This window comes from Achromobacter agilis (assembly GCF_900496965.1).
Taxonomy (GTDB): domain Bacteria; phylum Pseudomonadota; class Gammaproteobacteria; order Burkholderiales; family Burkholderiaceae_B; genus Achromobacter; species Achromobacter agilis.
Genome location: NZ_UFQB01000006.1, coordinates 117,921 through 137,291, shown reverse-complemented (window position 1 = coordinate 137,291; position 19,371 = coordinate 117,921). Strand labels below are relative to the sequence as shown.

Genomic DNA, 19,371 nt, shown 5'->3' with positions numbered 1-19,371 from the left:
TCAGTCCATCTTAATGTTGGCACGCTTCACGATCTCGGCCCATTTGGCCTTCTCGCCTGAAATGAAACGTTGGTACTCGGCGGGCGTCCCGTCATACAACTGCGTCCCCTGCGACGCCAGCCGCTCCCTCAATTCCGGCGACGACAAGGTCTTCTGCAAAGCGGCATTCAATTTTTCCATCACCTCGGGCGGCGTGCCTGCCGGCACGAAAAACGCATTCCAGGAGCTGATCTGCAGCGCCGCATCGCCCACCTCGCTGGCGGCGGGCACGTCGGGCGCGGAGGGCAAACGCCTGTCGGCCGCCACCGCCAACGCGCGCAGTTTGCCGGAAACCGCGTGCGGCATGATCACGGGGCTGGCGTCCATCACCACGTCCACCTGCCCGCCGATCGCGGCGTTCACCGCCTCGCTGCCGCTCTTGAACGGCACGTGCATGATGTCCACGCCCGCCGTCAGCTTCAACAGTTCGAGGCCCAGGTGAGGAGAGCTTGCATTGCCCGCCGAGCCGAAATTCAGCTTCGACGGATGGGCCTTGGCATAGGCCACGAATTCGCCGAACGAGGCCGCCGGGACGCCAGCCCGCACCGCCAGCAAATACGGCGAACCGGACACCATACCCACGGGCACGAACTTGTCCGCGTCATAGGCCAGCTTGCTGTAGATGAGCGGGTTCACGACCTGCGTACCCACCGTCCCCATGAAGATCGTATAGCCGTCCGCCAGCGCCGTGGCGGCCAATTGCGCCGCGATCACGCCGCCCGCGCCCGGCCGGTTCTCGACCACGATGCCCTGCCCGAGCGCATCTCCCATGCCCTTGCCCACCTGTCGCGCGACGATATCCGTGATCCCGCCCGCGCCGAACGGCACCACCAGCCGGATCGGCCGCTCGGGATACGCCGCCTGAGCCCCGCCGCCCGCTATCGCCGTCACCAGCGCCACCGCGCCCGCCATGCCCCAGAACTTCATCGTGCTTCCCCTTTGTGTCGCGGATCGATTCCGCCATGACACAAAGTGTCCTATAGAGCATTGATTTTCCGCAAGGAAAACGATTCTAGGGAAATCCCTGAGCGGCGGGAGTAAAGTTCGCCTTTTTTTGTTGAAGTTCGCCTTTTGGATTTGGCGGGCAACACCTGCTATTTCGCGGGCATCTTTTCTTATTCTTTGCGGATGGACGGCCTGCAGGCTGAAGAAAGGCGAACTTTGCAATAAACGCGATTAAATTAGCGCGACAGTCCAAACCGGCAGCTTTGGGGCATGCCGGTACGCGCATTCGGGAAGAGACACGGGCGTCTCGAGCACTCGGCTATAAGTTGGGAGTTGTAAGAGAAGAAAGCCGTGCCTTGTATGGAAGGCCCGGAGGCCCTGTGGTCAGTGGCCGCTTCCGGCCATAGCCCTTCGCTTCCAGCTCATCATGTACCGGCTCCGCATCTGCTTTCCACCTAGCCAACGTTTCCCTCGCTTCTGTGTTGTTCCACATTTCTGAATCCGTCGCATATTCAGTGAACAGCACAACATCGGCACGCGCGTTGTCATACCTGATCTGGTCGACGAATGCGGGATCACTTACGACGTTGAGCAGATTCGCATATCCCTCTAGCATTGACCGCACCATCACCGGCGCATGGGACGAGAAGCCGCCATCAATCAAGTGCAGGGTCGCAGCAAACTGTTCAGCGATCGTCAGACACAGCGTTGCAGCAACACGATGTTCGCCACTATCTTGTACGCGCCCCTGCAGCAGGAGGACGTCGAGCTGTGCCTTTATATTGTGTGCCGGCAAGAATCTATCGGAGGACGGCATGACCATCCAGAGCACTCGATGAATCAACAACGATGCGCGAGCCGTGTCTCTTCCTATGCCCCTAGTCGCCGATGGCAACCAATAGGAATCAACACTTCGTACCCAGATGCCACCTTCGCCCGTTCACGAAGGATGAAGGCGATGCGTCCATCAATGTCTTCAATCTTGACCGCAAAAAACTGATTTCAAATGCACCCGTAAAGAATCAGTGTTCGCGGGATTATTTCTACGGGAAGGACGAACTTCTTGAATCGGCAATACAGTCGTTGGAGAGCGCCTACGGTGCAACGATTCGTGCAATTCGAGCCCCGGGATATTCGCTTCATGAAGGCCACAAGGCGTTGCTCCGTAGGTTCTGGTTATTTCAGAGTCTCCGGACTGAGGCTGCGTCGCGTCGCTCCGTTGAAATGGCTGCAGATCTTCAAAATTTCGCAGGGGAAGGCGCGGAGTCTTTCAGACTTGATATCAACCAGGCCGTTCAAACTGCAATGCGAGTCTTTGCCGACGCGATGGACGCTATAGACGGACTGAAGGTTTGCCTAGTTCGCAATCGAACCACCCTGCCGTTCGTCACTTCAGACGACCCGGCAGTCTTGACAAACCGCTGGTACTTGGAGGACCGGAGGGCTTCGGGCCGGTCGTTTGGCTTCCAGTCGTCAGGAGCCCTGGCGCTTCTACCGCTCACCCCGAAGATACTATGCATTGCATATGACAGTGACGTGTACAGTATCCAGCACGACCAGGGCTGGGTGGACACTCGGAGAGATTCAGAGCCATCGCGAATTCTGGCGTGAAAGCGCGAGATGACCGTGGATGTCTCGCCGGTCAGTTCGGCGGGCGAAAGACGCGGTACGGTTGCATCTTCGCGAGCGGCTGCTACCTAATAATTTACCGGACATCGGAATTACTGAGCGAATTCCCGCTGCTGGCCGAGAACGGACATAGTCTAGGACAAGTAAGTCGCCGGTCGAAATGCTGCGCGAGATGCCGTAAACCTCGATAGCGCGGGATTGAAACAGAGGCTGATCGCCACTTGTCGCGCCGATGGAATACTCGGAATACCCGGGCACTCCGATCTTGCGCACCATCACGACATCAAGCGGCGCGTCCAGCGCCGCGGCGACCTGGAACCCCACCGGAACGCCGCCCCGTGGCAAGGCCAGCACGATCACGTCTGGACGGTCTGCGTACCGCATCAGGAGGCGCGCCAGCAACACGCCGGCCTCCTGCTGGTTCTTAAAGAAAATATTCTTCAGAGCACCTACGCCGCAGACTCCTGAATTCCGGGCCGGCATGCCGTTATCCCGCGGCGTTCGCACCCGGGCCGGGAACCAAGAGCATTCAAGACGGCCGGATGGCGACCTTCAACACGTTATCGCGCTGGTTTGCGAAGAGATCGTAGGCGTCCGCAATCTGGTCGAGGGCATAGCGGCGCGTGACCATTTTTGCGAGGTCCAGGCGGCCTGATTCCAGGACGCTCATGAGGCGGCGCATACGCTCCTTTCCGCCGGGGCAGAGCGCGGTGTTGATCCTGTGGTCGCCCAGTCCAGCCGCGAACGCGGACACCGGAATCTTCAGGTCGCTGGAATAAACGCCCAGGCTGGACAGCGTTCCTCCCGGTTTCAATACGCGCAAGGCGGATTCAAAGGTGCTTTGCTGTCCCAACGCTTCGATGGCGGAATTCACCTCTTTGCCGTCTGTCAGCCGCAAGATTTCCTCCACGACGTCGCAGTCATGGAAGTTCAGGACGATGTCCGCGCCCCACGAGCGCGATATTTCCATGCGTTGCGCATTGCCGTCCGCGCCGATGACGGTGCTCGCCCCCAGCAGCCGGGCGCCTGCGGCCGCGCAAAGTCCGATCGGGCCTTGCGCGAACACGGCCACCGTGTCGCCTATGCGGATGTTGGCGTTCTCGGCGCCTTTGAATCCGGTGGACATGATATCCGGGCACATCAGCACCTGCTCGTCGCTCAAGCTGTCCGGCACCGGCGCCAGATTGGCCTGCGCGTCGGGAACCAGCAGGTACTCGGCCTGGGCGCCATCGATCATGTTGCCGAACCGCCACCCCGCGGTGGCGCGGTATCCATGGCATCCACACATGCCGCTGGCCACCAGATAGCTGCCGTCCTGGGAAGGGGCGCCGTCCTGGGCGGCATATGAATTGAAGTTCGGACAGATTGCGCCGGCGATCACGCGCTGGCCCTCGGCGTAGCCTGTCACGGCGCTTCCCAGTTTTTCGATGACGCCTACCGGTTCGTGGCCGATGGTCAGGCCGGGCTTTACGGGATAATCGCCCTTGACGATATGAATATCGGTGCCGCAAATGGTCGTGATCTTCAGCAGCGCGTCGTTCGGGCCGACGTCTGGAATGCGCTTTTCCCGTATTTCGATGTGATCCTTCCGGGCAAACACGACTGCTTTCATCACGGAGGTCATGGCTTATCTCCTGCTCTGAAACGACGATCGTTCAACTTTCGACGCGGCTTCGCGCACCAACAACATCGGGACGGCGCGTGATGGGTGCCTGGCGCCGCCATTCTGCGGGATGCGGCTGACGCCTCTCCACCCGTGCGAACCGATGACGATCAGATCCGCGCCCCAGGCTTCGGCCTCCGCGGCCAGGCGCTCCTCGAACGACTGCTCGCCGGCCTCGAACAGCGCGCTATCCACTGGGATGCAGCGCGCGCGCACCCGCCGCGCAGCGTTGCGCAGCACTTCGGCGCCGAACTCGCGCAACAGCTTGCGCAGCTCTGTCGGGGAATGACAACCCGCGCCTATCCCCAAGGACAAAGGCAACTCGCCGACGACACAGACCAACCGAATGATGGCGTCGTTGAGAAAGGCCAGACGCATTGCTTCGTTCAGGCCCAGTTCGGCAGCCGCGCTGCCATCGATAGGTATGAGAATCCGTCTATACATGGGTGCACTATTCAAAATTGACTCGCCACAATCCGAGGCGGGGTACGCCCCAGCCGCTATCGGACCGCAGGACGTGCTTTCAGCTTAAAAGGTGGAACCGGGGCAAACTTGACCGAGGTCAATTTTCCCGCGCATGGGCCATGTATCTTGGCGCTGTGCCACCGACCATGGCCCCTGCACGGCGACACTCATATCCCCGTCCCGTCATTGGCGGCCCGCAGCATTCACGGCACGATCCTGGCCTTCCTATCATCGCCTCTGCCAGGAAGCCCCCTCGTTCCAAGGAGAACCCGTGATCACGCCAACCCGCTCCCAAAACTCCATCGCCGTCATCGCCGTTGCCGCGGACGGAACCACCTACAGAATCGAACGGCGCAGTCAGCTGCGGCCGCAGGAAGCGCCTGCGAACACGTTCTTTTACTGCTGCCTGCCCAATGGGCAGTTGGTTGACCAGATCGGATCCGGAACCTACCAGCTTCCCGACGGAACGATCGTCAGAACGCGCCGGCGCCGCGATCTCCAGGAGAATGGAATTTAGCCCAGCGCCACTCGTTCCCTGGCTGCGGCCGGGGAACTCATATGCATTCCCCGCAAGCCTCAGTGGGAGAACAGGACCGGAACGGTCATGGCGGCGAGCAGCGAACGCGTGGCGCCACCCATCACCCATTGGCGCATGCGGCTGTGTCCATACGCGCCCATGACGATCAGATTCGCGTTGAAATCGGCGGCCGTGCTCAGGATGACGTCACCGACGTCTATCTCGTTCGTGCTGCGGGATTGGTGTTCCGGCAAAGGAAAGCCATGGCAAGCGCAGTACGCGGCCAGGTCTTCAAACGGCACTTGCGCGCCCCCGCTAGCATCCACGTCGTCCGTCGTCAGAACGGCCAAGGCGTTCGCATTGCGCAGAAGCGGAGCCGCATCGGCGATTGCACGTGCGGCCTCCCGGCTACGGTTCCAGCAATACAGCACCCGGGCGCCCGCCCCATTGAACTTGCCGGCCGAGGGCAACACGATGACGGGCCGCCCTGCGGACATCAAGACCTGCTCCACGAAGTAATTGCCGACAGCCGCGTCCACGTCGTTTCGATTCTCCTGACTGATGACCAGGACGTCGGAACAGCGGGCATGGGCAACGACACATTCCGCCGGCGCATCCTCGCCCTGCCGCCATGAAGCCGCCACGCCACTCTCGCGCGCGGCCTGACTGAACGTCAGCTCGACAGCCGTGCGCCCTTTCTCGTTTATCTGCTTCGCCATATCCATCGAACGAACCCACAGGCCTGTCTCATCGTAGAAATAGCCAGGCGAGATGTAGCTGGCAAATATTCCGGTCAGATGAGCGTCATTGGCTCGGGCGAGTTGCAGGGAGAATTCGACCCGGCGAGAACAATCGAATCCATGGTCTAGATGAACGGCAATTCGGCGATACATGATTACCTCTACGGAAAGCGAAAGGACTTGCCGGGCGAAATGCGCTTCATTCAATCTGCAGCGTCTTGTTCCGACTTCCAGCCGCCTTGGGCAGGGTCAGGATCAGCACGCCGTTCTCGCAGACCGCCTTGGCCGCCGCCTGGTCTATGGGGCTGGCCAGCGATACCGAGCGTTGGATCTGTCCCCAGAAGCGCTCCTGGCGTATGACATTCCCCGCCCCTTTCGTTTCACTGCTCTTTTCCTTGTTGGCCGAGATCATCACGGTGTTTCCATCGATCTCCACCGATATGTCCTTCTTGTCTATCCCGGGAACCTCTGCCTTCAGGACATACTTGTCGCCCGCCTCGGTGACGTCGATGTCCATCCGTGGAGTCTGTTCATCCAGGTTCTGTCGAATCGGCCGCAGGAACGCCTGGAATACGTCCGACAACGGTTCACTCGTGAATGGGCTGTATTGCGTCAATCGCGACATGGCTATCTCCTTTCCATGATGATGAGAGGCGGGCTCAGGTACACCCGCCTTTCCATGTTGCTCCAGCGTGCGGCGCCCAAGTTGACCTTTGTCATCCAGAAAACGGGGACAAGAGTTCCGCCCATGCGCAAGCCTCACCGGCTGCGCTGAAGCAATCGGGCGACAACTTGACCGGCGTCAATTTCAACTGCGGGATGCGCGCGATGATGGCAGTAAATGCGGGGCCATGCGGCCCGGGCATCCACTTCTATCGGAGGCGCCGTGAAAAACGTACTTATTCCCGTGGATGGATCGGGCAACTCCCTGCGCGCCGTGCGCTATATGGTCGACCATGTGCGCGAACACGGCCCTTGCTCCATACACCTGCTGAACGTGCAAATGCCCATTGTTTCGGGAACGGTATTGGCCTTCTTTGAGCCGGAGGCGATCCAGGAGTACTACGACGACGAATCGAAGATGGCCCTGGCGGAGTCAGAGGTCCTGCTGGACCGGTCAGGAATCCTCTATCAAAGGGCGACACGGGTCGGCAACGTCGCCGAGTCCATCAAGGCCTATGCCACCGAGCAGGGATGCGACCATATCGTCATGGGTTCGCGCGGACTGGGCGCTGCCGGCAGCCTGTTGCTGGGTTCGACCACCTTGAAGGTGCTGCACACGGTTCACATCCCGGTGGTGCTGGTCAATTAGGCCGATGAGCCATGGCCCCACCGGATCATCAGCGCACGCTGATCTCGGTCAGCCTGGACCTGATCAAGGATCCAATGTTCGCCCTGCTGCTCGCGGGGGGAGGGCTTTATTCGATTCTGGGAGCCTGGCATGAAGCCGCGTTGTTGCTCCTCTTCGTGCTGGTCATTTTCGCGCTGACTGTCGGGCAGTCCCTGCGGACGGCGCACGCATTGGAAGCGTTGGGACGCCTGGCGGCGCCTCGCGCCCTTGCGCTGCGCAACGGCAAGCGGTACTGGGTCGCATCGGCGGAACTTGCGCGCGGCGACTCTGTGCTGCTGGCGGAAGGGAACCGCGTCCCGGCGGATGGTCAGCTCATCGACGGCGAAGGCCTGCTGGTCGACGAGTCCGCACTCACCGGAGAGTTCCAGCCGGTATTCAAGCGCATACAGACCACGCCCGGAAGCGGCGCCGAAATGTTCTGCGGGGCGTTGGTGCTGTCGGGAACGGGCGTCATGCGCGTGGATGCCGTCGGGGACGACACCAGATTGGGAGCGTTGGGTCAGGCCATGCGGCAGCTGACGCCTGAACGCGCGCCCCTGGAATCGCAGACCCGCCGTTTCATCCTGCGGTTCATGTGGGTGGGCTTCATCCTTTCCCTGGCCACGTGGGCCTTGTATGTCCACATGCGGGGAGGATGGTTCGAAGGGCTGTTGGCAGGCATCGCGCTGGCGATGAGCCTGCTCCCGCAGGATTTCCCGGTCATCGTGACGATCTTCTCCGCGATGGAAGCCAAGCGCATAGCGGGCGACGGCGTACTCGTCCGGAAGCTGAGCGTGGTCGAAACCCTGGGCAAGACGACTGTGTTGTGCGCCGACAAGACGGGCACCATGACAACGACCACGATGGCCGTGCGCCAGCTGCATGTCGGATCCACGAGCCTGGACACATCCGATCTCGTGGGTGCAACCGGCGCCAATCCAGCACCCGAGGTCTGGAATCTGGCTGAAACGCTCGCGTTGGCGAGCGTGCCCGATTCCGGGGACGCGATGGAGGACGCCTTCCGCAGCTTCGCTTCGGAACTTGCCGTCCGTCCGCCCGCGTCAAGCTCTCTCAAGCTGACAAAAGCCTATCCGTTCTCTTCCGCGCGACTGGCAGTCGTCCACGCCTGGACGGCCGCGCCGGAGAACTTCATCCTGATCGCGTGCAAAGGCGCTCCGGAAGCTGTGTTCAAGCTTTGCCAGCTGACGCCGGACCGCAAGGCGGAACTGGAGGCCGAGGTCCGGCGCATGGCCGGGGAAGGCCTGCGGGTCCTGGCGGCAGCCAGCGCACGCTGGCCGGCTTCGCCGCTACCCGATAATCCGGAAGATATACCTCTGCAGTTTGCCGGTCTGGTCGGGCTGGAGAATCCGCTGAAGGAAGGCGTGAGCCGTTCGGTCGCCGCTTGCGATGACGCGGGCGTGCGTGTGCTCATGCTGACGGGCGACCACCCGGCGACCGCCAGAGCCATCGCCCGCCAGGCAGGCATACCGGCCGATCTCGTGGCCGAAGGCGATGTCCTGGAGCGGGAAAGCAACGAACGCCTGTCCGAACTGGTCAAGCGCGTATGCGTTTACGCGCGTGTGAAGCCTGAGCAAAAGCTGCGCCTGGTCCAGCTCCTGAAACAGCAGGGGGCCATCGTCGCAATGACCGGGGACGGCGTCAACGACGCGCCCGCCCTGCGCGCGGCGCATGTCGGCATCGCCATGGGCGGGCGCGGCACCGATGTCGCGCGGGAGGCCGCAGACCTGATCCTTACCCGCGATGATTTCTCCGACATCTTGAACGCGATCCGGCAGAGCCGGCGATTGTTCGACAACCTGTCCAAGGCGATCGTCTATATCGTCGCGGCGCATGTCCCGATAGCGGGATTGGTGATTCTGCCCCTGCTGTTCGGCTGGCCGGAACTGCTGCGCCCAGCCCACGTGGCATTCCTGGAGATAGTGATCGGTCCCCTGTGCGGGTTGGCCTTCGAATCGGTCGCAGGAGAGCCGGACCTCATGCGCCGCCCTCCTCTGCCCGTGGCGAAGCCGCTCTTTTCATTGAGAACGTTCCTGCTCGGCTTTGCCCAAGGGCTGGCGCTGCTGGCAGCGGTGGGGATGCTCTATGGCTGGCTGCAAAAAATGCAATCACCTGCGGATAGCGCCCGAGCCACCGCCTTCTGCGCCCTGGTGCTGGGCAATCTGGCCTTGATGATCAACAACCGCGCGACCCACCGGCACCATACTGGCATGTGGGACGGAGCGACCCGACTGGCGATAGCGTCAACGCTGGCCCTGCTTGTGTTGACTTTGGAATGGCCAGCCCTGCGCCGTCTGTTCGAATTCGGCCCCCTGGACGTCAGAGGCTGGGCAGCCGCCTGGCTCGTGGCGGCAACGGTGTGGCTGGTCGCCCGGGGACTACGCCCGCTGGGCCAGCCGCTAAGGGCGCAAAAATGGCTGCACTGCAAGACCGCACGATGATTCCCGGCGCATCCGGACTTGCCGCCCGCGCGGTACGCACCGCCGCGGCCACGCTCCTGTGCGCGGCCGCGGCATCCCAGGTATCGGCCCAGCCCACGCCCGAGGACGTGGCCCGCGCCTTTCGCCTGGAAGTCATGCCCGCGCTCCAGGTGTCCGCCGGCGACCAGGCGCGCTATGGCGGCCTGGCGCTGCAGGCCCTGGCCGATGCCGGCGTCGGTCTGCTTGGGTCGCAGTATGTCCTGCTGGTCGACAGGAACGCCAGGGTCCAGGCCGCGCTGCTCTATTGGCTGCCCGCCGCCGGTCCGCCCGTCTATGTGGGCGCCTCCTCCGTCTCGACCGGAAAAGTCGGCCAGTTCGACCATTTCGAGACGCCCACCGGCGTGTTCGCGCACTCATTGGCGAACCCCGACTTCCGCGCCCTGGGCACGAAGAACGCGAACGGGATACTGGGCTACGGCGCGAAAGGCATGCGGATCTATGATTTCGGCTGGCAGCAGGCGAACCGGGGATGGGGCAATAGCGGCGCCAGCACGATGTGCCTGCAAATGCACGCGACGGACCCGGTCCTGCTCGAACCCAAGCTGGGAACGCCGCAGTCCAAAGGCTGCATCCGCATACCGGCCACCCTCAACCGCCTGCTGGACAGCTACGGCCTGCTGGACGCCGACTATGAGCTTGCGGCGGACCTGATCTCTCGTCCCTGGGTACTGCTGCGCGACAGAACCCCGGTCCCTGGCGCCGGGCGCTACCTGATCATCGTGGACACCAAACGCGAGGACCGGCCGGACTGGGCCGCCCCTGGGCGCGCTGTCGCAAAGTGACTTGACTCCGGTCAAGATCCGCCGCTTCCAAAGGCCGATACTTTGCGCATCCCCTCTTCCGGAGACAGTCATGTATCAACGCATACTGGTACCCATCGACGGCAGCGCCACCTCGGACCTGGGTCTGAACGAAGCGATACGCCTGGCTCAACTCACTCATGGCAGCCTGCGCCTGATTCATGTAATCGATGAGCTGTCGTTCGCCCTGGCTGTGGACTCCTATGGCTACTATGCCGGCGAGTTGCTGGATCTGCTCCGGAAAAGCGGCGCCGAGATCCTTGAAAAAGGCATGGCTGCGGTCCGGGAGCAAGGCATCATCGTGGAAGGCGTGCTCTATGAAAACCTGGACAAGACCGTGCAGCAGCGCGTGATCGCTGAGGCGGAAAGCTGGAAGGCCGATCTGATCGTCATCGGCACGCACGGCCGCCGGGGCGTGCGCCGCATGGTTCTGGGCAGCAGCGCGGAAGGAATCCTGCGGGGAGCCCCCGTGCCCGTCCTGCTGGTACGAGCCCCCGCCGACACCGCGTGACCTCGCGGAGGTCCGATGGATGAACGGCCTGACGTCTATCCCTGGTGGAACCAGGACGAGCAGGCGCTCTACGCGCGCCTGGGCTGCACCAGCCAAGGCCTCGACTCCCAGGAGGCATCCCGCCGGCAGGCATTGGCGGCGCCCGGCCATGGCTGGAGTCCTTTCTTTTCGCCATCGCCCTGGCCGTGGGACTGACGCCGGAACTGCTGCCCATGGTGGTATCGGTGACTCTGGCCAGAGGGGCGATCAGACTGGCGCGCAAGCACGTCATCGTCAAGCGGCTTCCGGTCATCCAGAATCTGGGCACCATGGATGTGTTCTGCATGGACAAGACCGGGACGCTCACCGAAGCGCGGATACGCCTGGACCGTACCGTGGATGTGGAGGGCCGCCGCACCTACATGAACGTGTTCAAGTACATCATGCTGGGTACCAGCTCAAACTTCGGAAATATGTTCAGCATGGCTGGCGCGGCGCTGTTCCTGCCCTTTCTTCCCATGCTTCCGGTGCAGATCCTGCTGAACAATATGCTGTACGACCTGCCGGAATTGCCCATTCCCCTGGACAACGTGGACGCGGAGGATATCTCCTCCCCGCGCCGCCTGGATATCGGCCTGATCCGCCAGTTCATGTTCGTCATCGGGCCGGTGAGTTCCGCTTTCGACTTCATCACCTTCTATCTGCTGCTGCATGTGCTCAAGGCCACGGAAGCCGAGTTTCAGATCTGCTGGTTCGTGGAATCGCTTTGCACGCAGGTGCTGGTCATCTTTGTCATCCGGACCCGGCACAACCCGCTGCGCAGCCGGCCGCAGGGCGCGCTGGCGGCAGCCTGCTTCCTGGTCGTGGCCGCGGCGCTCTGGCTGCCATTGGGGCCGCTGGCCGGCTCCTTTTCCTCCGTATCCCCTCCGCCGCTCTTCTACCTCATGCTCGCCCCCCTGGTCGTCTGCTACCTGGCCGCCGTCCATGAGATCAAGCGCAGGTTCTTCCTTGCGCGGTTCGCGCGCCGGGAATAGCGCCGCGACGCAGCGCATGCTTGATCAATGTCAAGGAGCGCCGGCTCAGCAGGCTCAATATGGAAACGTCGGACTCGACCTACGAATTGCGCCTTTGACGTCCTGGAGAGCAACATGCGCGCGCGGAATCTTATGACCCCAGACCCCTATTGCGTCACGGCGAGAACGCCGGTTTCCCAGATCATGCGCGCGATGCTGGACAAGAACATCAGCGCGGTGATGGTGCTGGGCGACGATGGCAAATTAATCGGGCTGGTCAGCGAAGGCGACCTGGTCAGGCGCCAGGACAGCACGCATCAGAAAAAAGTGGATCATTGGCTGGCCCTGCTCGCCGAAGGCGAGGCCTTGAACCTGGAGTTCCTGCACAGCCTGCAACTGGGCGAGCAGACGGCCGCCTCCGTCATGAGCAGCCCGGTCATCACAGTGGAAGAAGACACTGAACTGGCCCAGATCGCCGACCTGATCCTCAAGCGCGGCATCAAACGCGTCCCGGTTACCCGCAGCGGCAAGCTGGTCGGCGTGGTCAGCCGCAGGGACATCCTGCGCGCGCTGCTGGACCAGGAAGGCTGAGCACCCGAAGGGAGGCAGCATGGAGCGCATCGGAATCTTCTTTTATTCGCGCACCGGCACCGCCCGCGCGACGGCCGAGCGCCTGGCCTCCCTGAGCGGTTGGCCGGCCTATGAGATCCGCGATGCCGTCCCCAGATTCGGCCTGAGCGGCGACTGGCGCTGCATCGTCGACAGCCTGCTCAAACGCTGCCCGGACGTGCGCTATGAAGGCCCGGCCTTGGATAGCTTCGACCACGTCATCCTGATTGCGCCGGTTTGGCTGCGGTCGCTGGCGGCGCCCATGCGGGCCTTCCTGAAAATGCAGGGACGCCTGATCAAGGTCTACTCCGTCATCTGCGTAATGTCCGGATTCGGCGGCTTTCGCGCCGTGGACGACATCGCCACCCTGGTCGGGTCCAAGCCGCGCTCCATCCTGCTCCTGAAACAGTACGACGTGCTGGCCGAAGAGTGCGACGCGTCCCTTTGCCGCTTCCGGGAGCAAATCCGGGCGGCGGCGCCGGCGGCATGGGACGACCCGGTATTGCCCGCCGTCGATTGATCGCTCCCCTTCTACAAGGGCTAGTGCGTTCGTATTACCTCGCTCTCACCAGTAGCGCGGCGCGGGAATGTGTGCTGCAATAATTTTCTATCCGCCTCAGGGCTGGCTCCTCGCACGTTCCCGCAATGAAGCACACGTTCAGCGCGCCGCCACTGCTCGACATCATCCAATCCGCCACCGAGCCGATTATCACGATAGACGAGCGCCAGCGCATCGTGATGTTCAACCCGGCCGCCGAGCGTGTCTTCCTTTGCCTTGCGGACGACACCATAGGGGCGCACCTCGACACCCTCATTCCCGCGCGGTTTCGCACCGCCCATGCCCGGCACGTCGACCGATTCAAGCTCACTGGAATTTCCGAACGCCAGATGGGCCTGGGCGGACCGTTATGGGGTCTGCGGTCCAACGGGGAAGAATTCCCCATGGAAGCCTCCATTTCCCAGACAAAGACGGAGGCAGGCATATTCCTCTCCATCTTCCTGCGGGACATCACCGAGCGGCAGCGCGTCGATCAGGCGCTGCGCGCGTCCCGCGACGAACTGACCCGTCTTTCGAACGCCTTGCTGCATGTGCGCGAGCAGGAGAAAAAGCATATTGCCCGGGAGTTGCATGACGATCTGGGGCAGACCCTTACCGCGCTGACCATGGAACTGTCCCAGCTGGAAGCCGGCTTCGCCCCCGACGACCACGACATGCGCGCCCGCGTGCGCGCCATGCGGCGCCTGATCAAGAAAACCTTCGCTTCGTTGCGGCGCATCGCTTCCGACCTCCGCCCGGTCATGCTGGACGATCTGGGGCTTGCCGCCGCGGTCGAATGGCTGGTGGCGAATTTCGTTTCCCGATACGGTATCGACGTGGAAGCGCAAATCGACATCGGGCCGGCGGAGCCCGGTAAGCCGGTAGCCACCACGCTGTTTCGCGTGGTCCAGGAGGCGCTGACCAATATCGCCAAGCATGCCCAGGCCACCAAGGTGCAACTGCGGCTGCGCTGCACGGAATCGGCGTGCGAGCTGACCGTCCAGGACAACGGCGTGGGCGCCGCCCCGGAAAGCCTGGCCAAGAAACTGCCCTTGTCGCTGGGCCTGCAGGGCATACGCGAACGAGTCCGGCTGCTCAACGGCGAGGTCACGATACATACGCGGAAAAAAGGGGGCTTCCGCCTGCATGCGCAGATGCCCGCGCAACCCCCGGAATCCAGCTGGGAGGCCGCGTGATCACCGTCATTCTGGCCGATGACCACACGCTGCTGCGCGCGGGACTACGACGCCTGCTGGAACATGCCGGCGACATCTCGGTGGAAGGCGAGGCCGGCAACGGATCAGAAGCCTTGAAGCTGATGGCCCAGCGCCCGTGGGACCTGCTGGTGCTGGACATGTCCATGCCCGGCCGTGACGGCGTGGACCTGATCCGCCAGATCCGGCATGAGTACCCGAAAATCCCGATACTGGTGCTGACCATGCATGGGGAACAGCAGTATGCCGTGCGCGCGATCAAGGCGGGAGCAGCGGGATATCTGACCAAGGACAGTGCCGCCGAGGAGCTGGTGGAAGCGGTGCGCAAGGTTGCGGGCGGAGGCCGGTACCTGAGCCAGTCCCTGGCCGAGAGCATTGCTTTCGAACGGCACGGCGATACTGGCGCCCTGCCCCACCTGTTGCTGTCCGACCGTGAGCTGTCGGTGTTCCGGCATCTGGCCTCGGGCCTGAACAACTCGGACATCGCCCGGCTGCTGTTCCTGAGCGTCAAGACCATCAGCACCTATAAATGCCGCATCCTGGTCAAAATGCAGCTGCGCAACCAGTCCGATCTGGTGCGCTATGCAATCCGGCACCGGTTGATCGACGACAAGGACAGCCCGGACGCCTGAACCGCCGCCGGGGCGCGGCAGTCAACCCAAGTAGGAATATTCCTACAGCCGTAGGCAAACACCACGCCAATCTGGCGGGATGCGCCGATAGCGTGAAGCACCGCGGCCACGCATACTGGGTCCGTACATCCGCGTGGGGCAGGCGCCCGCCTGCTCCACGCGGATTCCCGGCAGTCCGACTCAGTGAGGCGCCATCATGGATACCCTCTCGCCGTCTTCCGCAAACCGATTGGCACTACGCGCCGAGACGATGGGCGATTGCGAAGTCTGCCCTCTCGCCCGTATCTGCCACGCCGACAGAGACGCAGGCCTGGCGCCTGCGGCCACGCCCCACGCCCGCCGGCTGGTCCATCAGGGCGAGTCCATCTATCGCGCAGGCGATCCTTTGCAGAATCTGTACTGGCTGCGCTCCGGGTCCGTGAAAATCCGGGCCACCAATCCGTCCGGCCTGGAACAGATCACCGCATTTCCCGTCGCCGGCGCCGTGTTGGGGCTGGACGCGATCGAAACCGGTACGCACACCAGCGATGCGATCGCCCTGGAAGATTCCCTCGTCTGCATCCTGCCCTTCTGCGAACTGATGGGAAACTGCCGGCAGAACTTCATCGCCGCCCAGCAGTTCAACCGGCTGATCTCCCATGACATCAATGAAGGCCGCGAGCTGCTTATGGCCCTGGGGTGCATGACCACCGAGGAACGCGTCGCGCACTTCCTGATAGGCATATCCGAGAGAATGGTGGCAAACGGGTACTCGCCCCGAGAGTTCATTCTGAAGATGACACGCCAGGACATCGCCAATCATCTGGGCATGAAGGTGGAAACAGTATGCCGGGTCTTCGCGCGCATGCAGGATGCCGCCCTGGTCAGCGTGCGCAGAAGGCAATTGGAAATCCGCAACATCGAAGCGCTCCGCAAGATCAGTTGTGGATGACACCACAGGCGGACGCGCCACCATCTCCCTAAAGTTGGCCGCGAATTGAGTTTCGTCAAGCCGGTCCGGGCAGGAGATCCTACTCTGAACAGGTCGCGCCCGGCGGACGCCGTTGCCGCACTCCCTCTACCCTCACGGAGGAACTCGTCATGCAACCGGATTACGAGCCCTATTTGGCACTGTATAAGTATGGCCTGAATACTGCGCTGGCCATGGCCGAGAACTATTTCGACAGCGCCCGGCAGCTACGCGCCCTGCAGCTGAAGACCGACAAGGATATGCTCGCCTTCGCGCAGCAGGCGCACGCCGAAATGGAATCCATGTCCACGGTAGCCGCGATTTGCTCCTATCAGCAGAAGCTGGCCGCCGATCTGCTGGGGCGTGAACTGGACTACCTGCGCGAGATCGAGAAGATCGCCCGCGCGGCATCCGCCTCTGCGTCCGCCACCTTGAGAGACAGCAAGAATCCGTGGCAGGAGCGCGTCTCGGAGGTCGCGTTCGACGTCGGCCAGTTTCTCGCCAACGGCAACGCGACGAGTTCCGCCGGCGGCAAGAATGCGTAGCGTCAGGAATTGGCAAACTGAAGAAGGTCCGTTCCAGGCGCTGAACCATTGGAAAGAAGCGCTGATCGCGCAAGCCACGGGCGGAGGCTCGCCGGCCGCGTTCGCGCTCGCGCTCGCCGATTGGTGGATGCACCTTTGCACCGCGCCCGGCAAGCAGCTCAAACTGGGGTTGAAATGCGGCACTGAAGCCGCGGCGCTGTGCCGGCACGCCGCCCTGCCCTGGACCGGCGTGAACCGAAGCGCTTCCACGCCAGCGGCCGACAGCGCGCAAGCGCCGCCGGCCTGGCAGCGCGAACCCTTCAGCCTGTGGTGGCACGCGTTCCAATCGGCGCGGCTATGGTGGATGGACGCCACCAGGGATGTACCCGGCGTCGCCGCCCACCACGCGGATCTGGTGTCGTTTTGCGCGGCCCAATGGTGCGATATGTTCTCGCCAGCCAACTTCGCGTGGTCCAATCCCGTCGTGCTGGAACGCTCCCTGGCTGAAGGCGGCCGCAACCTGATTGCCGGCCAGATGAATTTTCTTGCCGATCTGCAGCGCAGGCTGAGTCACGCCCCCGAGGAAGGGACGGAGCGCTTTCAGGTAGGCAAGGACGTGGCGGTCACGCCCGGCGCGGTCGTCTTCAGGAATCATCTCATCGAATTGATCCAGTACGAGCCGTCGACCGCCACAGCGCACCCCGAGCCGATACTCATCACCCCTGCGTGGATCATGAAGTACTACGTGCTGGACCTGTCGCCGGGAAACTCCCTGATCCGACATCTGGTCGCGCAGGGTTACACAGTCTTCTGCATCTCCTGGCGCAATGTGGATTCGCGGGACCGGAACCTGTCCCTGGACGATTACCTCCACATGGGCTTCATGGCTGCGCTGGACGCCGTCTGCCGCATCGTGCCAGGCTGCCGCGTGCACGCCGTGGGCTACTGCCTGGGCGGTACCCTGCTGTGCATCGCCGCCGCCGCGATGGCGGGAAAAAAGGACGACCGCCTGGCCACGCTCACACTTCTGGCGGCGCAAACCGACTTCACCGAACCGGGCGGACTGGGACTGTACATCGATGCCAGCGAGGTGTACTTGCTGGAAAGCCTGATGTGGGCGCAGGGCTACCTTTCAGCCGGCCAGATGTCCGCCGCGTTCCAGTCGCTGCGGCCCGTCAGCGATACGGCCGCGCGCGCCGTGCGCAGGTATCTGCTGGGCGAACATACGGCGCCCAATGACCTGATGGCATGGAACGCGGACTCCACCCGCATGCCTTACCGCATGCATGCCGAGTATCTGCGCAAGCTCTTCCTGAACAACGAGCTGGCGGACGGCCGCTACCAGGTCGACGGCCGCATTATCGCCCTGCGCAACATCCGCGTGCCCATCTACGCCCTGGGCACCGAAAACGACCGGATCGCGCCGTGGCAGTCCATATACAAGATCCACTACCAGACCGACGCCGACATCCGCTTCGTCCTCGCCAGCGGCGGCCATAACGCAGGCGTCGTCAGCGAGCCCGGGCACCCCGGGCGCTGGCACCGCGTCAGGCAAGGCGAAATGGACAGGCTGCGCGTCGGCCCGGACGAATGGGCGGCCGGCAGCAGCCTGCGCGCCGGGTCTTGGTGGCCTGATTGGCATGCCTGGCTCGATGCCTACTCCGGTCCCGCGCAGCCGGGCCTGCGCCCCCTGGGCGAGCCCGGGGCCATCCGCGCCTCCTTGACGCCTGCCCCAGGGCTCTTCGTGCTTCAGAATTGACCAGCAGGGTTGCCGCCGCGGCGCACGATCAAGATCTTCAGGGCGCCGCGTCGCAAGCCCCGTTCTCCTGTGCGCACATGAAGATAGGCACCTTGATGAAAAGAATGCCCTTCAGCGCGAGCCCCCGCGCCAACCCGGCGTCCGACAGGATAAAACCCGCAATCGGCTCGATGACCAGATTGCGTCCAGCCATGGCGGTCTCGTCCAGGACCTGGATGGTTCCGCTCGCGCCCTCCACCCATCCGGGGGAAGCCTGGAACGCCCGCAACGCCTCGTAGGTGGAGAAAAACAGGATCAGCGCCTTTCCGTCCAGCCCAAGCACCGAACCCGGGGGGCTGGCAATGGCGTTGTAATAGCTGCGCCCTCCCACCGCGTCGATCAGTACGCCCCGGCCATAGGCCATTCCCAGGATGCCGCCATCCGCATGCAGCGCAGGCACGACCAGCACGCCAAAGGAACGCGCAATCAGCGCCTGGGCTTTGTGCGATTGAAGATAAAGACGCGATAGCGCCGCCTCCGCCTCCTGGTCCACCCGCTTGAGTATGGCGGGAGATACCGACGAAAGCGAATCCGCCGGCTGTCCAAAGGCGATTTCAACCGGCACGATGACCAGGAGGAGTTGAAGCCATATGGCAAGGACGCGGGTCTTCATGACTCCTCCAGGGGTGCGGCGTTTGCCGGCTCGCGGCTGCGCGGTTCACCACAGCGCCGGCCGCCGTTTCAGCGTGCGCCCTTGTGGTCCTTCTGGCCGGTATTCTTGTGCCGCCCCAACAACTCGGCCGTTTCGGCCTTCTGCCGCTGTTGCTCGGCGTTTTTCTTGGCATCCGAACGCTCCTTTTCCTGTTTGGCGAACGGGGTTTTGGCAGACTGTTGCATGTTGGTCTCCAGAACATCGGGGCGCGCCAGCTAGGCGGCGCCTTGATAAAGGCGTAGATGAAAACTGCGGACATCGCTGCTAGGCCCTCCCTGTCGGCAGGCCGCGCGCATGTATGCCATCTTGAGCCTTCCACCAGCATT

At 62.9% G+C, this 19,371-nt stretch carries 23 protein-coding genes and 1 pseudogene; 15 read left to right on the top strand and 9 right to left on the bottom strand.

Annotation, left to right across the window (positions count from 1 at the left end; all coding sequences use genetic code 11):
- Together AGI3411_RS09585 and AGI3411_RS09580 are read right to left on the bottom strand one after the other, a co-directional pair.
- Positions 1–966, bottom strand: coding sequence for a Bug family tripartite tricarboxylate transporter substrate binding protein (locus tag AGI3411_RS09585; protein WP_129527143.1), 966 nt, complete (start codon positions 964–966; stop codon positions 1–3).
- Positions 967–1,303: 337 nt separating this feature from the next.
- Positions 1,304–1,801, bottom strand: coding sequence for a DUF5677 domain-containing protein (locus tag AGI3411_RS09580; RefSeq protein WP_129527142.1), 498 nt, complete (start codon positions 1,799–1,801; stop codon positions 1,304–1,306).
- 71 nt (positions 1,802–1,872) lie between these two features.
- Here AGI3411_RS09580 and AGI3411_RS30610 point away from each other — a divergent pair, with 71 nt between their 5' ends.
- On the top strand, positions 1,873–2,595 hold the full coding sequence (locus tag AGI3411_RS30610) for a DUF4238 domain-containing protein (protein WP_129527141.1): 723 nt from the start codon (positions 1,873–1,875) through the stop codon (positions 2,593–2,595).
- Here the strand turns inward: AGI3411_RS30610 and AGI3411_RS30570 are convergent.
- The 3 genes from AGI3411_RS30570 to AGI3411_RS09560 are packed head-to-tail and all read right to left on the bottom strand — an operon-like array spanning position 2,569 to position 4,720.
- Entirely contained in the window at positions 2,569–3,096 is a 528-nt protein-coding gene (locus AGI3411_RS30570) for a hypothetical protein (RefSeq protein WP_129527140.1), read from the bottom strand. The genes AGI3411_RS30610 and AGI3411_RS30570 overlap by 27 nt on opposite strands.
- Positions 3,097–3,142: 46 nt before the next feature.
- The gene (locus AGI3411_RS09565; RefSeq protein ID WP_129527139.1) at positions 3,143–4,237 is read right to left on the bottom strand and encodes a zinc-binding dehydrogenase; all 1,095 of its coding nucleotides are present in this window, start codon (positions 4,235–4,237) and stop codon (positions 3,143–3,145) included.
- 3 nt (positions 4,238–4,240) lie between these two features.
- Positions 4,241–4,720, bottom strand: coding sequence for a universal stress protein (locus AGI3411_RS09560; RefSeq protein ID WP_129527138.1), 480 nt, complete (start codon positions 4,718–4,720; stop codon positions 4,241–4,243).
- Positions 4,721–5,012: 292 nt separating this feature from the next.
- On the opposite strand from AGI3411_RS09560, the gene AGI3411_RS09555 reads away from it, so the two are divergent.
- Positions 5,013–5,258: a hypothetical protein gene (locus AGI3411_RS09555; RefSeq protein WP_129527137.1), complete on the top strand. Its 246-nt coding sequence runs from the start codon at positions 5,013–5,015 to the stop codon at positions 5,256–5,258.
- Between the two features lie 59 nt (positions 5,259–5,317).
- Here AGI3411_RS09555 and AGI3411_RS09550 read toward each other — a convergent pair whose 3' ends face one another.
- Entirely contained in the window at positions 5,318–6,151 is an 834-nt protein-coding gene (locus AGI3411_RS09550; RefSeq protein WP_129527136.1) for a universal stress protein, read from the bottom strand.
- Positions 6,152–6,197: 46 nt separating this feature from the next.
- A complete protein-coding gene (locus AGI3411_RS09545; RefSeq protein WP_129527135.1) occupies positions 6,198–6,623 on the bottom strand; it encodes an Hsp20/alpha crystallin family protein in 426 nt (141 codons plus the stop codon).
- Positions 6,624–6,884: 261 nt separating this feature from the next.
- On the opposite strand from AGI3411_RS09545, the gene AGI3411_RS09540 reads away from it, so the two are divergent.
- The 13 genes and pseudogenes from AGI3411_RS09540 (at position 6,885) to AGI3411_RS09480 (ending at position 18,354) form a co-directional block, all read left to right on the top strand.
- Positions 6,885–7,310, top strand: coding sequence for a universal stress protein (locus AGI3411_RS09540; protein WP_165359123.1), 426 nt, complete (start codon positions 6,885–6,887; stop codon positions 7,308–7,310).
- Positions 7,311–7,321: 11 nt separating this feature from the next.
- Positions 7,322–9,787 (top strand): cation-translocating P-type ATPase, encoded by a 2,466-nt coding sequence (locus AGI3411_RS09535; protein ID WP_129527133.1) that lies wholly within the window; start codon positions 7,322–7,324, stop codon positions 9,785–9,787.
- Positions 9,760–10,608, top strand: a complete 849-nt coding sequence (locus tag AGI3411_RS09530) for a L,D-transpeptidase (protein ID WP_244240306.1) — start codon at positions 9,760–9,762, stop codon at positions 10,606–10,608. The genes AGI3411_RS09535 and AGI3411_RS09530 overlap by 28 nt, the downstream gene beginning before the upstream one ends.
- Before the next feature lie 70 nt (positions 10,609–10,678).
- On the top strand, positions 10,679–11,137 hold the full coding sequence (locus AGI3411_RS09525; RefSeq protein ID WP_129527132.1) for a universal stress protein: 459 nt from the start codon (positions 10,679–10,681) through the stop codon (positions 11,135–11,137).
- A 15-nt stretch (positions 11,138–11,152) separates the two neighbouring features.
- Entirely contained in the window at positions 11,153–11,332 is a 180-nt protein-coding gene (locus tag AGI3411_RS09520; RefSeq protein WP_129527131.1) for a hypothetical protein, read from the top strand.
- Positions 11,287–12,150, top strand: a pseudogene (locus AGI3411_RS09515) (cation transporting ATPase C-terminal domain-containing protein); the annotation flags it as partial. The gene AGI3411_RS09520 and the pseudogene AGI3411_RS09515, both read left to right, overlap by 46 nt.
- A 132-nt stretch (positions 12,151–12,282) precedes the next feature.
- Positions 12,283–12,720, top strand: coding sequence for a CBS domain-containing protein (locus AGI3411_RS09510; RefSeq protein ID WP_240633388.1), 438 nt, complete (start codon positions 12,283–12,285; stop codon positions 12,718–12,720).
- Positions 12,721–12,739: 19 nt separating this feature from the next.
- Complete coding sequence (locus AGI3411_RS09505; RefSeq protein WP_129527130.1) at positions 12,740–13,258, top strand: flavodoxin family protein; 519 nt, start codon at positions 12,740–12,742, stop codon at positions 13,256–13,258.
- Positions 13,259–13,383: 125 nt separating this feature from the next.
- Positions 13,384–14,472 (top strand): PAS domain-containing sensor histidine kinase, encoded by a 1,089-nt coding sequence (locus AGI3411_RS09500; protein ID WP_129527129.1) that lies wholly within the window; start codon positions 13,384–13,386, stop codon positions 14,470–14,472.
- Positions 14,469–15,122, top strand: a complete 654-nt coding sequence (locus tag AGI3411_RS09495; RefSeq protein WP_129527128.1) for a response regulator — start codon at positions 14,469–14,471, stop codon at positions 15,120–15,122. Before AGI3411_RS09500 ends, AGI3411_RS09495 begins: the two co-directional genes overlap by 4 nt.
- Positions 15,123–15,318: 196 nt before the next feature.
- Positions 15,319–16,053: a helix-turn-helix domain-containing protein gene (locus tag AGI3411_RS09490; RefSeq protein ID WP_244240304.1), complete on the top strand. Its 735-nt coding sequence runs from the start codon at positions 15,319–15,321 to the stop codon at positions 16,051–16,053.
- A 149-nt stretch (positions 16,054–16,202) separates the two neighbouring features.
- Positions 16,203–16,616 carry a hypothetical protein gene (locus AGI3411_RS09485; RefSeq protein WP_129527127.1) on the top strand — a complete coding sequence of 138 codons (414 nt, stop codon included), beginning with the start codon at positions 16,203–16,205 and terminating at the stop codon, positions 16,614–16,616.
- Entirely contained in the window at positions 16,609–18,354 is a 1,746-nt protein-coding gene (locus AGI3411_RS09480) for a PHA/PHB synthase family protein (protein WP_129527126.1), read from the top strand. The genes AGI3411_RS09485 and AGI3411_RS09480 overlap by 8 nt, the downstream gene beginning before the upstream one ends.
- 37 nt (positions 18,355–18,391) lie before the next feature.
- Here the strand turns inward: AGI3411_RS09480 and AGI3411_RS09475 are convergent, their stop codons facing one another.
- Entirely contained in the window at positions 18,392–19,006 is a 615-nt protein-coding gene (locus tag AGI3411_RS09475) for a lipid-binding SYLF domain-containing protein (protein ID WP_129527125.1), read from the bottom strand.
- 68 nt (positions 19,007–19,074) lie between these two features.
- On the bottom strand, positions 19,075–19,230 hold the full coding sequence (locus AGI3411_RS30075) for a hypothetical protein (protein WP_165359122.1): 156 nt from the start codon (positions 19,228–19,230) through the stop codon (positions 19,075–19,077).
- Positions 19,231–19,371 lie beyond the last annotated feature (141 nt).